The sequence below is a fragment of the Breznakia sp. PF5-3 genome (assembly GCF_029504745.1).
In the GTDB taxonomy this organism is placed as follows: Bacteria; Bacillota_I; Bacilli_A; order Erysipelotrichales; family Erysipelotrichaceae; genus Breznakia.
In genome coordinates, this window is record NZ_JAQFIQ010000009.1 from 50356 (window position 1) to 63695 (window position 13340).

Here is a 13340-nt window from a genome sequence, read left to right on the forward strand (position 1 = left end):
AACCATAGTTTTCTATGGTTTTGTTTTGTTATACCAATAGTATACATTTTTATTTTCTGTATGCAGTTCACCACCCAATTTTTGATATAGCTTATTTGCTGCAGTATTATCTTCTTGGGTTATTAAAAAAGTATAATGCATATTCGCTAATTTTGCATCAGCTAATGCCATTTCAACCAAGCGTGAGGCAATGTGCTTTCGTTGGTAGCTCTCTTGTACAAACACATGGTAAATCATCATCATATCATTACCATTGTCCATTCTTGGTAAGACATAAGCAAGTACATAACCAGCAGCGATATCATTATCCAAACAAGCATATACGAAAATAAAAGGATTGTTAAGAATATCGTTAGCTTTATTTGAGGTTATTTTTTGATTTCGAAAAGCTTCTACAATTGCCTGAACTTTATATGTATCTTTCTTATTTAATTTTTCAAATATCAACATAGATAACTCCTTTTTATAATATTATTATACGAAATTATTTATTATTGGACAAATTATTAAGCTTATGTAATTTTGCAGATAAGAATATGAATCGATAGTGTCTATTGTGCTATAATATTAATATGGAAATAAATATCATTAACGAATATGCTTTTACTTTCTTATATAAATCAGAGTTTGAAAAGATTTTAAAACGCACCTTAAAAATTTTGAATAAAGAAGATATTTATGCAATATCTTGTATTTTTGTGGATGATGAAAAAATTCATGAAATTAATAAAAAATATCGTAACATTGATCGCTCTACTGATGTGATTAGTTTTGCTTTATTGGATGATACAAGTTTTTTGTTACCAGAAATGGAAGAAATTGAATTGGGCGATATTTTTATTAGCGTTGATACATGCAAGCGCCAAGCGGAAGAATATGAACATAGTTTTAAACGGGAAATATGTTTTTTGTTTACACATGGGATTTTACATTTGTTTGGCTATGATCATATGAATTCAGAAGATGAGAAAGAAATGATTAGGCTTCAAAAGGAGATTCTTGATGAAATCGATTTGGTATAAATTTTGTTGTGCTTTTCGTGGCGTGGGTTTAGCAATAAAGGATAAAAGTATAGCGTTGCAATTGTTGTTGATGTGCATCGTTTTATTCTTTTTTAGTTTTTTTTCTTTATCAACGATAGAATGGTGTGTGATTATTGGCTGTTGTGGCTTTGTTATTGTTGTTGAAGTAGGGAATACATGCATAGAAAGGATTCTGGATTTTATCCAACCCAAGAAAGATGAAAAAGTACGGTATATAAAAGATATGAGTGCAGGAATGGTATTAATAGCGTGTATTTTTGCACTTGTCATAGGATTGTTCATATTAGGAGGTAAAATATGATTAATGGATTTCACAATAATTCAATAGAATATTTGAAAATTTTAGATTTTTTAGAGAATACAAAAGTAAAAAATATAAAAACTTTTGGGTTTTCGTTTGATATATTAAAAGGAGTACAACATCATGAGTTTTAAATCAGGTTTTATTGCCATTATTGGACGTCCTAATTCGGGTAAGAGTACATTGTTGAATACGCTTATGCAAACAAAGCTTGCCATTACATCAGATAAACCACAAACAACGCGGAATAATATTTTAGGAATTTTAAACAATGAGGCGTATCAACTTGTTTTTGTTGATACACCAGGTGTACACAAACCACGTACAGCGTTGGGTAAAAATATGAATAAAGGTGTATATACTTCAATGCAAGATGCGGATATTATTTATTTAGTTGTTGATGGTACAAAAGCGTTTGGATCAGGAGATGATTTTTTATTAAATAGAATTCAAAATACTCAAACCAATGTGTTTTTAGTATTAAATAAGGTTGATAGTTTGACAAAAGAAGAATTGATAATGAATTTAGAACTTTGGCAATCCAAATTCGATTTCAAAGAAATCATTCCTATTTCTGCATTGAAAAATGATAATGTGGACGAGTTGCTAGAAACAACTTTACAATATCTAGAGGATGGTGCTCAATTTTACCCTGTAGATATGATTAGTGATAGAAAAGATGATTTTCGTGTGAAAGAAATTATTCGCGAAAAAGTGTTGTTTAATACAAGAGAAGAAATTCCACACGGAGTAGCTGTCATCATTGAACAGTATGAAGAAATGGATAATCATTTTGATATACAAGCTTTGATCATTGTTGAGCGGAAATCTCAAAAGGGAATTCTGATTGGAAAACAAGGAGCAATGATTAAAAAAATCCGTTTATCTGCACAAAGAGAATTGAAATCCTTATTACATAAAAAAGTGAATTTAGAACTTTATGTCAGAATTGAAGAAGATTGGCGAAATAAAGAAAATAAATTAAATGAGTTAGGATATAAGGAATACGATAATGAATGAGAATAGTGAGGTTATTATTCTTAAAAATAGTGATTATAGAGATGCGGATGCAATTTTAAATGTACTTAGTTTGGAATATGGAAAAATGAGTTTTGTTGCAAGGGGTATTCGAAAACCGAAAAGCAAAAATGCCAATGCTTGTAATTTATTTAATATCAGCCGTTTTCATTATAATTATCAAGAACAGAGAACTATGCAAAGTTTGAAAGTTGCAGAATCACTTTTGAATTTTCACAAGATAAGAGAAGATTTATTAAAGCAAAGCATTGCTGGAGTAATGGTAGAAATGATTGATAAAGTGGATATCGATGATGTGGAACATGCATATCATCTACTAAAGCAAAGTTTATTATATTTGGAAAAAACAGATAATATACTATGTTTATTTGGTTTGTTTGTGGCAAATGTTTGTACAATGTGTGGAATTACGCCATATGTAGATGGATGTGTACATTGTAAACGAACAAATGACTTAGCGAGTATTTCTTTAATTGATGGTGGATTTGTATGTGTGAATTGCATTGATTCTGCTATTCACGTGAAAAAAGAACGTTCTACCTTAAAGTTTTTCCGTTTGTTTAATAAAGCAAAAATTGAACAATTTGATCTTTTAGAAGATATCACGCCATGCAATTATCAGGATATTGAAGATTTGTTACTTTTTTTTAATGAATATAGTGGTATTCATCTAAAAAGTTTAAAGTTTCTTAAACACTTAGTTGAATTAGAAAATGGGTAAAAATGGTATATCTTTTACTCAACTTTAAAAATAGCCCTTTTGAAACGTTAATTCCATGCTTATTATCTTGAATATGTGCGTATTCTATGGTATAAATAGTAATAATGTGTATAATAAAAGATAGATTTAAGGATCTGTTGTTTTAAGGAAAAAGAGGAGCTTATGAACGAGAAAAATTTTGAAAAAGTTGTAGCACATATGAAAAACACTGGATTTGTGTTTCAAGGCAGTGAAATTTATGGTGGACTTTCAAATACATGGGATTTTGGACCAATAGGGATTGAATTCAAAAATAATATCAAAAATGCATGGTGGAAAAAATTTATTCAAGAAGATCCAAATAACGTTGGAATCCAAAGTGCTATTTTAATGAACCCTGATGTATGGGTAGCTTCTGGACATGTTGGTGGATTCTCAGATCCACTGATGGATTGTAAGAAATGTAAATCAAGATTTAGAGCAGATCAATTAATTGAAAATTTTTCAAATAATGAAGTCAATCCAAGTGGCTGGAGTAAAGATGAGATGAAGGCATATATTGACGAAAATAAAATTGCATGTCCTCATTGTGGGGCGCATGATTTTACTGATATTAGAGAATTTAATTTAATGTTTAAAACATATCAAGGGGTAGTCGAAGATAGTAAAAGTACGATTTATTTACGTCCAGAGACAGCACAAGGAATGTTTGTGAACTTCAAGAATGTTCAGCGTTCAATGCGTAAGAAATTACCATTTGGAATTGGACAAATTGGGAAGAGTTTCCGAAATGAAATCACGCCAGGTAACTTTATCTTTCGTACACGCGAATTTGAGCAAATGGAATTGGAATTTTTTGTAAAGCCAGGTGAGGATTTGAAATGGTACGAATATTATAAAGATTTTTGTATGAACTTTTTAGTATCTATTGGGATACAGAAAGAGAATTTACGTTTGCGAGAACATGAACAAGACGAATTATCTCACTATTCAAAAGGAACTAGCGATATTGAATATTTATTTTCTTTTGGATGGGGTGAGTTATGGGGAATTGCAGATCGAACAGATTTTGATTTGAAATCTCATCAAGATGCTTCAAAGAAAAGTTTGGAGTATCAAGATCCTCAAACAAATGAAAAGTATATTCCGTATTGTATTGAACCAGCAGTTGGTGTTGAAAGAATGATGCTAGCAGTAATGTGTGATGCATACGAAGAAGAAGCATTGGAAAATGATGAAACACGTACAGTATTGCATTTACATCCATACTTAGCACCTTATAAAGCATGTATTTTGCCTCTTAGTAAGCAATTGTCTGAGGAAGCAAAAGAATTGTTCGCAAAACTTGCAAGTGATTTTGCAATTACATATGACGAGGCTGGTAGCATAGGGAAGCGTTATCGCAGACAAGATGAAATTGGTACACCATTTTGTATTACATATGATTTTGATTCCAAAGAAGATGCATGTGTAACTATTAGAGATCGTGATACGATGAAGCAAGAGCGAGTGAAAATTTCGGAATTAAATGAATATATTAAGCAAAAAATTAATTTTTAAGAGGTGAAGCAGTTTGGCTAGGATACCAGAAAACGTTATCAATGATATCCGTAATCGGGTTGATATTGTAGATATTATTTCACAATATATCCCGTTGACAAAAAAAGGAAAAAACTTTGTAGGGGTTTGTCCTTTTCATGATGACCATAATCCTTCGATGAGTGTTTCATCTGATAAGCAAATTTTTCATTGCTTTGTATGTGGTGCAGGTGGAAATGCCTTTACCTTTACTCAAAAATATGAAAATATTAGTTTTATCGAAGCTGTAAAAAGAGTTGCCGATCTTGGGAATATCCCTGTAGATATCGATATTAGCAAGGTTCAGCAACCAATAAATCAAAAATATCAACCGCTTTACAATGTTTTACAAGATACAATAGAGTTTTGTTCCTATGAATTACGCAGTGTGGATGGTAAAGCGTTTTATGAATATATTGCAAAGCGTGGTATTCATGATGATATTATTAAGAAATTTGCAATTGGATATAATCCTAGTGGTAATAAATTATATGACTTTTTAAAGGCTAAAAAGCATAAGGATGAGGATATTGTAGAAACAAATGTTGTTCGTATATCACCACAGGGGATGCAAGATGTTTTTTATAATCGTTTGATGATACCAATTCATGACAATTATGGAAATCCGGTAGGGTTTACTGCTAGAGTTATTGATGGGTCATCTGATGCAAAATATATTAACACCGCAGAAACTTTACTTTACCATAAAGGTAATTTACTTTTTAATTATCATCGTGCTAAGGATGAAGCAAAGCGTTCTGGTAATGTATTAGTAGTGGAAGGGGCAATGGATGTCTTAGCTTTTGAAAAAGTTGATATAGCAAATTGTGTAGCAACTTTAGGAACAGCAGCAACCATGGAGCAGATAAAACTTTTAAAATCGTTAAATGCTAAAGTCTTGTTATTTTACGATGGTGATAATGCAGGACAAGAAGCGACTTATAAGTTTTGTAAATTAGCTCTATCCAAAGGTTTGCATATAGAGATTATAAAAAATGATCACGGACTAGATCCAGATGAAATCATTGAAAAATTTGGAAAAAATGAATTAATAGAAGTTAGTAAAAAGACGATTTCATGGATAGAATTCCTTTTTGAGTTTTTACGAAAAAAATACAATTTGGATAACTATACAGAAAAGAAAGAATATGCGAAAATAATCGGTGATGAGATAAGTCGTTTGGACGATCAATTCGAGAAAGACAATTACTACCAACGGTTAGCACAGATTAGTGGATTTGACTTGAGTAACGAACAAAATGTTCACCCCATGAAAAAAGAACGACTCATAAAGTCAGAAGCGAAACTTGTAAAACCAAAGGCCGGCATTAAGAATGCACAGATTCAAATTTTATCCTTAATGCTTATTTCAAAACAGGCAAATGAACTATTTAGACATGAATTAGGTTTTTTGCCAGAACCGGATTATAATAATTTAGCAATTAATATTATCAATTTCTATCGAAATCATGATACAATAATAATTGCAGATTTATTGAATTATATTAATGAAGAAGACGTAAAGAAAGTACTTTTAGAGATAACGAATTGGGAATTAGCGCCGAGTGAATTTCATGAAGAAGTAATGAGGGAAGCAATTTCGAAAATAAAAAATGGATTAATTTCTGAAAAAATCAATACACTTCTTGAACAGTCAAACCAAATGAGTGATCCGATTCAAAAGGCTAGGATTGCTGATGAGGTAATAAAGTTGCGAAGACAAAGGGGAGATTGATATGGCAAAAGCAAAAGCAAAAGCAAAAAAGATTTCAAAAGAATTGAAAACATTAGACCAAGTGAAAGAAGGGCTATTAGAAGAATTTCAAAAAGAGGGCAGTATTCAACAAACATTAGTAGATAAGTCAATTGAACATTTAGATTTGTCAGATGAGGACACTGAAAATCTTTTCGATTGGTTTAATGACAATGGTATTATCGTAGAAGATGAAGATGATGACATCGATATTGATGAAAAAATTGTAAAAGAAGGTAAAGAAATTGTTGACATTGAAGATGTTGACGATGTAGAAGATATTGAAGAAGATGAAGATACCAAAAAAGAATTGACTGATTTGGAGTCTTTGGAGCAATCATTTGCGTCTTCTTCACAAAACAAAGTAAACGATCCAGTGAAGATGTATTTAAAAGAAATTGGGCGTGTAGAATTGTTGGATCCTAAAGAAGAACCAGAAATAGCGAAACGAATTCAAGAAGGTGATGAAGAAGCTAAGAAAAAGCTTATTGCAGCGAACTTGCGTTTGGTTGTTTCAATCGCTAAAAAATATGTTGGTCGAGGCATGTTGTTTTTGGATTTGATTCAAGAAGGAAATATGGGGTTAGCAAAAGCGGTTGAAAAATTTGATTATACCAAAGGGTTCAAATTTTCTACCTATGCGACATGGTGGATTCGTCAAGCAATCACAAGAGCGATTGCAGACCAAGCACGAACAATTCGTATTCCGGTTCACATGGTTGAGACTATTAATAAGTTAACAAGAATTCAAAGACAATTGGTACAAGATTTGGGTAGAGATCCAACAGCTGAAGAAATTGCAGCCAAAATGGATGGTATCACTCCAGAAAAAGTACGTGATATTCAAAAAATTGCTTTGGAACCAGTTTCTTTAGAAACGCCAATTGGTGAAGAGGATGATTCTCATTTAGGTGACTTTATTGAAGATAAAGATGCATTATCACCAGATGAATATGCAAACAATCAATTGCTTAAAGATGAAATCAATATGGTTCTTCAAGGATTGACAGAACGTGAAGAAAAAGTATTGCGTCTTCGCTTTGGTTTATATGATGGAAGAACTCGTACGTTAGAGGAAGTTGGTAAAGAATTTAATGTTACGCGTGAGCGTATTCGTCAGATTGAGGCAAAAGCTTTACGTAAATTAAAGCATCCGACAAGATCTAAACGGTTGAAAGATTTTATGGATAAGCAATAAGTTTATGAAACTGAGTAAACGACTACAAGCAATTTATGATTTGGTAGATGAAAAGGCAATCGTTGGGGACATTGGTTGCGATCATGCATTGTTATCTTGCGCATTAGTCTTGAATGAAAAAGCGAGTAAAGTATATGCTTGTGATATTAACGAAGAACCATTACAACAAGCAAGAAAATCAATACAATATTATAAACTAGAAGATCAAATAGAAATAATACAATGTGATGGATTGGATATGCTTCCTTCAGATGTGGACACAATCGTGATTGCTGGAATGGGTTATGAAACAATAAAAAGCATTTTAGATAAGCATCCTGAGAAATTAAAAGGATGTAACAAGATTATCATTCAATCAAATCGTGATGTAGAAAAAATAAGAAAATATGTTAGCGATCATCATTATCATATACAGAGTGAACAATGTGTTTTTGATCTTCATTATTATCAGATTATTGTTTTTGATTGTTCTAATGATAGTGAATTGAATAAAAAAGAGCTTTTGTTTGGTCGAAGAATGATAAAAGATAATGTTTTTCTTCAGATGTGGTTTTCTAACTTAAAAAAATATGAATCAATCTTAGGAAAACTATCAGAAAAGAATGAAAAATATCAAATAATATATGACATAATTAATCAAATTAAAGAGGAAATAGAAGTTTAGTGCTTTCTATTTTTTCTTTTTTGGAGTAAAATTATAAACGAACAAGAAAGAAGGAAATGAATGGGTAATGATAAATATATTATATCTTTAGAAGATATTTCTTATGAAGAATTGGGAAAATTATTTGGACCAAATGAAAAATACTTAGATGTTATTCGTGAACACTATAAAGTAGATATTACATTTCGTGATTCTATGTTAACGGTATTAAGTGATGATAGTATAAAGAGTAAAAGAATAGAAGCAGTGGTGAAATACATGCTTGAAGCCGAAAGGACAGGTATTAACGTTCAAGAACGGGAAGTTATGTATGCATGCACCCTAGCGGATAAAAACTGCTTAGATCGCCTTGCGAGGCTTCATAAGGAAGTCATTAATAAGACTTCAAGTGGTAAATTCATTTACCCTAAAACATTGGGACAGTCGTATTTGTATAAATGTATGCGAGAAAAAGATATTGTGTTTGCTAGCGGAGTGGCTGGAACAGGAAAAACTTACTTGGCTGTTATGTATGCAATATCATTATTGAAAAAGAATGAGGTTGAAAAAATCATTCTTACAAGACCTGCTGTAGAGGCTGGTGAAAATTTAGGTTTTTTACCAGGAGACTTAAAAGAAAAAGTGGATCCATATCTTACACCTTTATATGATGCTTTACATGACGCATTAGGTGTTGAAACGGTTGAAAAATTATTAGAAAAAGAAGTGATAGAAATCGCACCACTAGCATATATGAGAGGACGCACACTGAATAATGCTTTTATCATATTGGATGAAGCGCAAAACTCTACACGTTCACAAATGAAAATGTTTTTAACTCGCATGGGGTTTCATTCAAAGGTTGTTGTAACAGGAGATATTACACAAATTGATTTAATTAAGAAAAAAGATTCAGGTCTTTTAAGTGCTAAACAAATTTTGCATTCTATTGAGGATATTGCATTTGTAGAATTGACAAGTGCAGATGTGGTACGAAATCCACTTGTTCAAAAAATAATTGATTGTTATGAAAATTTCGAGAGTGAATAGGATTAAATTTAAGGAATAATTAAAAATAAGTATAATATGAGATTGGTGATAATTTGAAAACATTACTTCTCATTGTTGTACTTATTTTTATATTTTTTAATCAAAATTCTTATGTTGATATAAAAGACTATCGTAGTCAATACATACATGTGGAAATAAAAGGTGAAGTAAAGAATCCAGGTGTATATAAAATGAAGTATAACGCCAAAATTGAAGATGTTCTAAATAAGAGTGGTGGTTTTACTGCAAGTGCAGATAGTACAGGTATCAATCAAACGAAAACACTTAAAAATGAAGATGTGATAGTAATTGGTAAGAAAACAGATATAGAAAAAGTTTCTATAAACAGTGGAACATTAGAGACGCTTTCCACACTTCCAGGAATTGGACAAGCAACGGCACAAAAAATAATTGATTATCGAGAATCATATGGAAGTTTCCAAACTCTGGAAGATATTCAAAAAGTAAAAGGCATTAAAGAAAAATTATTTGAAAAGATAAAGGATCATATAACTTTATAATGAAGCAATACTATTTGTTGGTGTCATTTGTATGTGTCATACTTTCAATGTCCTCTAATTTTTATATAAATTGCTTATATATATTTCTGTTTCTGATTTTTTGGATTATCAAAATAAGAGTACAATGGTATTTTGTAATGCTGTTACTGATTGTATATAATTTTAATTTTTTAAAAAAAGAAATCAAACAACCAAAAGAATACATATTAAGAGTGCTTGAAGTTCGAGAAAATTATGTAATAGCTACAACAGGAGAAGAAAATATATATGTTTACAATATTGGGAATATTTCGATAAATGATATTGTAGAAGTAAAGGGCAATTATGAGCGGATTAGTAGTTTTAAAAACTTACATACCTTTGATTTTTCTCTGTATGCTTATCGTAATCAGGCAAATTTTCAAATATATACTTCAGATTTTGAGATAAAGGCAAAAAGTAAAAGTATGCAAGCAACTTTATATAACCATATTCAAAATCTAGAAAATGAAGCTTTAAAAGAATATTATGACGCGATTTTTTATAATAAAAAATCACAAGATGATGGAAATGACTTTTTTTATCTTGGAGGATTTCATTTACAATTTTTTATTTATTTGCTTTCCAAAGTGAAAAAACTAAATAAAGCATTGCTTGAAATTATTTTTAGTTTTCTATATGTTTTGTTTTTTCCAATGCGGTTTTTCGTCTTGTATTTTTTTATAAAGGGATGTATTTCATTTTTGTGTAAACATTTGAATGATAAAAATCAAGTTGGAGCAATCACAATGCTTTTGCTATTTTATAATCCTATGCTTATTTATCATATAGGATTTATCATTTTAATGTGTTTTTCTTATCTTCGTTTATTTAATGTTACAAAAAGAATGCGTAGATTACTGCACTTTTTTATTTTACTTCCGATTCAACTATACAACTTCCACTATGTAAATCTACTTACAATTCTTTTGTTTCGACCATTTCAATGGATACAATCATGGATTTTGATGTTATCCATGATAAGTTTATTCTTTCCATCATTGGGCATTATTTTTGATTTTCTATATCATCAGGTAGGGGGAATTGGTAGTGAAATCCCTGAAACTTTCACATTGATAGGAAAACCTCATTTGTGGTGGATACTATTATGGGGTATTTTAATTTATCAAATTATATCTACTAACAAGCGAACACCGATTCTGTTTCTAGGCATTTTATTAATTTACCATCTACATATGGATCGTCTTAATTTATTTGGTGAAGTGATGTTTATAGATGTTGGACAAGGAGATTGTATTTTGATTCATGAACCATTATTTGGAAAAACTATTTTGATTGATGTAGCAGGATCTTTAAAATATGATCTTGCAAGCGAGGTTATTTTTCCTGTTTTAAGATCAAAAGGAATTCGTCATATAGATGCGGTTGTCATTACACATGATGATTATGATCATAATGGGGGATTAAAAAAACTTTCTCAATTGGTGGATATAGATGAAACTTTTAATAGTGTAGAGGAATTAGAGTTATCGAATATTACATTATTCAATTTAAACCATAGTGAATATGATGATAAGAATGATAATAGTATTGTATTATTTGGCTCAATCTATGGAGTAAACTATTTGTTTACTGGTGATGCTGGATATCAAGTTGAAGAAGAAATTGTGAATATGTATAGTGAATTGAAAGTTGATATTTTAAAAGTTTCTCATCATGGGGCTGATACAGCAACTTCAGCATCTTTTCTTCAAAAAATAAATCCACAAATAGGTATTATTTCAAGTGGTAAAAACAACGCATATGGACATCCTGATAAAGCTTTGTTAGAACGATTGGAAATGAAAAAAGTAACAATTTTTAATACACAAGAGGTTGGAAGCATTAGTTTTTTCTATTCTCGATATTTTCATCTCATGCGTACAGGAGATAAAAAGTTTGGAATAATAAAAAGATGAAAATAAATGAAGTCAATTCATTTCTATCAATTTGTTTTATTTGGTAAGGACAGTTGACGTAGAATTTGGTATAATGAAAACGGTGAAAATATGAATTTTTTATTAACAGGAGAAGAGCATTATTTATTACAGAAAAAAATGATGCAAATAATAAAAGAAGCAAATGTTGATGATATGAATATCATCACATATGATGCAACTAAGGACGATATTACCGATATTGTGAACGATTGTAATACGATGCCTTTTTTTAGTGAGCACAAAGTTGTGATAGTGCGAAATTGTAAATTTCTTAGTTCAACACCACTAGCAATTAATGAAGAAGTCTTACTGAATTATTTAAATGAACCTTTTGAACCAACAATTTTAATATTAATTTACGAAGGAAAGATGGATGCTAGAAAAAAAATAGTAAAAGAAATAAAAAAGCGATGTACGCCTTTTGTATTTCAACCATTAGATGAATTTGAACGTAATAATTTAATTCAACAAGAATTACAAAAACGAAATGTTAATATGGACAGAGCAGGTTATAATCTTTTTCTTGAACGTTGTGGATTTGATATTGCACAAATTCAAAAGGAATTGGATAAATTTGAAGTATATGGGGATTTGATTACCTATGATGTAGTGAAAGAATTAATTCCTAAGCCAATTGATGACAATGTTTTTTTGTTATCTCAGGCGATGTTTGATCATAATGTTAAAAAATGTTTTTCTTATGTCGAAGATTTAAAGAAAGCAAATGTTGAGGTTATCGCATTAATTGGAATGTTAGCAAGTCAATTTCGTTTTTTATCGGAAGTGAAAGTATTATCGAATATGAATAAAGGAAAACGTGAAATTGCTAGCGAGTTAGGGGCGCACCCCTATCGAGTTGAAAAAACACTTGAACAAGCATATCGAAGTGATCTTAAGCAAATCCGTTTTATTTTGAATGAATTAGCAAATTTAGATCAGAAGATAAAATTAGGATTAGTAGATAAGCAATTAGGGTTTGAAACTTTTTTAGTTAAATATTGTATTTAAAGTATTCTGCATAATAGCTAAACACTACAGGAAATCAACTATGAAGAAAAATATTGATAAAGTATTTGAAACTCTTGCAGCTAATGAAAAAAACGGGAAAGGCGTGAGCACGCAGGATTTGGCGGAGAGCCTTGTTATGGATTGAACTTTGGTTTCGAAATTATTAAATCAACTGGTTGATAGTGGAAAGATAGTAAAAAGTGATACTCGACCAGTTTTATATTCACTATGGAAAAAGGTGGATGATAATGAGAAGAATGCTTGTAAGAAAACAGTTTTTGATTCTGTCATTGGTGCAGATGGTTCTTTACATGCTGGGATTGAACAATGTAAGTCAGCGGTTACTTATCCTGGTGGATTAACTATCCTAATTACAGGCCATAGAGGAGTAGGGATTTGCTATAGTGAATACGAATATAAAGTTATAAAAAAATTAGTTAATAAAAATCAAGTTTAATATTAAAAAATCATTCTATGATATTTCATTCACACTAAAAATTCTGAACTATGTCAGTTTTTTTAGAAAAGTGTTATAATACACTTGGTTAT

At 30.6% G+C, this 13340-nt stretch carries 15 protein-coding genes; 14 read left to right on the forward strand and 1 reads right to left on the reverse strand.

Features of this window, described 5'->3' with window-relative positions; genetic code table 11:
* Positions 1-12: 12 nt before the first annotated feature.
* Positions 13-450 carry a GNAT family N-acetyltransferase gene (locus M2475_RS03550; RefSeq protein WP_277489620.1) on the reverse strand — a complete coding sequence of 146 codons (438 nt, stop codon included), beginning with the start codon at positions 448-450 and terminating at the stop codon, positions 13-15.
* A gap of 122 nt (positions 451-572) precedes the next feature.
* Here M2475_RS03550 and ybeY point away from each other — a divergent pair, with 122 nt between their 5' ends.
* From ybeY to M2475_RS03620, 14 genes are all read left to right on the forward strand, one after another.
* On the forward strand, positions 573-1022 hold the full coding sequence (gene ybeY / locus M2475_RS03555; RefSeq protein ID WP_277489621.1) for an rRNA maturation RNase YbeY: 450 nt from the start codon (positions 573-575) through the stop codon (positions 1020-1022).
* Positions 1003-1344 (forward strand): diacylglycerol kinase, encoded by a 342-nt coding sequence (locus M2475_RS03560; RefSeq protein WP_277489622.1) that lies wholly within the window; start codon positions 1003-1005, stop codon positions 1342-1344. Before ybeY ends, M2475_RS03560 begins: the two co-directional genes overlap by 20 nt.
* Positions 1341-1478: a hypothetical protein gene (locus M2475_RS03565; protein WP_277489623.1), complete on the forward strand. Its 138-nt coding sequence runs from the start codon at positions 1341-1343 to the stop codon at positions 1476-1478. Before M2475_RS03560 ends, M2475_RS03565 begins: the two co-directional genes overlap by 4 nt.
* Complete coding sequence (era, locus tag M2475_RS03570) at positions 1468-2364, forward strand: GTPase Era (protein ID WP_277489624.1); 897 nt, start codon at positions 1468-1470, stop codon at positions 2362-2364. The genes M2475_RS03565 and era overlap by 11 nt, the downstream gene beginning before the upstream one ends.
* Positions 2357-3103 (forward strand): DNA repair protein RecO, encoded by a 747-nt coding sequence (gene recO / locus M2475_RS03575; protein ID WP_277489625.1) that lies wholly within the window; start codon positions 2357-2359, stop codon positions 3101-3103. The genes era and recO overlap by 8 nt, the downstream gene beginning before the upstream one ends.
* Positions 3104-3265: 162 nt before the next feature.
* On the forward strand, positions 3266-4642 hold the full coding sequence (locus M2475_RS03580; RefSeq protein ID WP_277489626.1) for a glycine--tRNA ligase: 1377 nt from the start codon (positions 3266-3268) through the stop codon (positions 4640-4642).
* Between the two features lie 13 nt (positions 4643-4655).
* Positions 4656-6395, forward strand: coding sequence for a DNA primase (dnaG, locus tag M2475_RS03585; protein WP_277489627.1), 1740 nt, complete (start codon positions 4656-4658; stop codon positions 6393-6395).
* Between the two features lies 1 nt (position 6396).
* The gene (gene rpoD, locus M2475_RS03590; RefSeq protein WP_277489628.1) at positions 6397-7611 is read left to right on the forward strand and encodes an RNA polymerase sigma factor RpoD; all 1215 of its coding nucleotides are present in this window, start codon (positions 6397-6399) and stop codon (positions 7609-7611) included.
* Positions 7612-7615: 4 nt separating this feature from the next.
* The gene (locus M2475_RS03595; RefSeq protein WP_277489629.1) at positions 7616-8275 is read left to right on the forward strand and encodes a class I SAM-dependent methyltransferase; all 660 of its coding nucleotides are present in this window, start codon (positions 7616-7618) and stop codon (positions 8273-8275) included.
* Positions 8276-8335: 60 nt separating this feature from the next.
* Positions 8336-9304 carry a PhoH family protein gene (locus M2475_RS03600; RefSeq protein ID WP_277489630.1) on the forward strand — a complete coding sequence of 323 codons (969 nt, stop codon included), beginning with the start codon at positions 8336-8338 and terminating at the stop codon, positions 9302-9304.
* Positions 9305-9357: 53 nt separating this feature from the next.
* The gene (locus tag M2475_RS03605) at positions 9358-9825 is read left to right on the forward strand and encodes a ComEA family DNA-binding protein (RefSeq protein ID WP_277489631.1); all 468 of its coding nucleotides are present in this window, start codon (positions 9358-9360) and stop codon (positions 9823-9825) included.
* A gap of 137 nt (positions 9826-9962) precedes the next feature.
* Positions 9963-11762 (forward strand): MBL fold metallo-hydrolase, encoded by a 1800-nt coding sequence (locus tag M2475_RS03610; protein ID WP_277489632.1) that lies wholly within the window; start codon positions 9963-9965, stop codon positions 11760-11762.
* Positions 11763-11852: 90 nt separating this feature from the next.
* Positions 11853-12791, forward strand: coding sequence for a DNA polymerase III subunit delta (holA, locus tag M2475_RS03615; protein WP_277489633.1), 939 nt, complete (start codon positions 11853-11855; stop codon positions 12789-12791).
* Positions 12792-12939: 148 nt separating this feature from the next.
* Complete coding sequence (locus M2475_RS03620; RefSeq protein WP_277489634.1) at positions 12940-13248, forward strand: hypothetical protein; 309 nt, start codon at positions 12940-12942, stop codon at positions 13246-13248.
* Positions 13249-13340: the final 92 nt, after the last annotated feature.

Bases quoted from the DNA above. Each gene is read 5' to 3' on its own strand.
- M2475_RS03550 (WP_277489620.1), bottom strand. From the start codon at position 450: ATGTTGATATTTGAAAAATTAAATAAGAAAGATACATATAAAGTTCAG.
- ybeY (WP_277489621.1), top strand. From the start codon at position 573: ATGGAAATAAATATCATTAACGAATATGCTTTTACTTTCTTATATAAA.
- M2475_RS03560 (WP_277489622.1), top strand. From the start codon at position 1,003: ATGAAATCGATTTGGTATAAATTTTGTTGTGCTTTTCGTGGCGTGGGT.
- M2475_RS03565 (WP_277489623.1), top strand. From the start codon at position 1,341: ATGATTAATGGATTTCACAATAATTCAATAGAATATTTGAAAATTTTA.
- era (WP_277489624.1), top strand. From the start codon at position 1,468: ATGAGTTTTAAATCAGGTTTTATTGCCATTATTGGACGTCCTAATTCG.
- recO (WP_277489625.1), top strand. From the start codon at position 2,357: ATGAATGAGAATAGTGAGGTTATTATTCTTAAAAATAGTGATTATAGA.
- M2475_RS03580 (WP_277489626.1), top strand. From the start codon at position 3,266: ATGAACGAGAAAAATTTTGAAAAAGTTGTAGCACATATGAAAAACACT.
- rpoD (WP_277489628.1), top strand. From the start codon at position 6,397: ATGGCAAAAGCAAAAGCAAAAGCAAAAAAGATTTCAAAAGAATTGAAA.
- M2475_RS03595 (WP_277489629.1), top strand. From the start codon at position 7,616: ATGAAACTGAGTAAACGACTACAAGCAATTTATGATTTGGTAGATGAA.
- M2475_RS03600 (WP_277489630.1), top strand. From the start codon at position 8,336: ATGGGTAATGATAAATATATTATATCTTTAGAAGATATTTCTTATGAA.
- M2475_RS03610 (WP_277489632.1), top strand. From the start codon at position 9,963: ATGCTGTTACTGATTGTATATAATTTTAATTTTTTAAAAAAAGAAATC.
- holA (WP_277489633.1), top strand. From the start codon at position 11,853: ATGAATTTTTTATTAACAGGAGAAGAGCATTATTTATTACAGAAAAAA.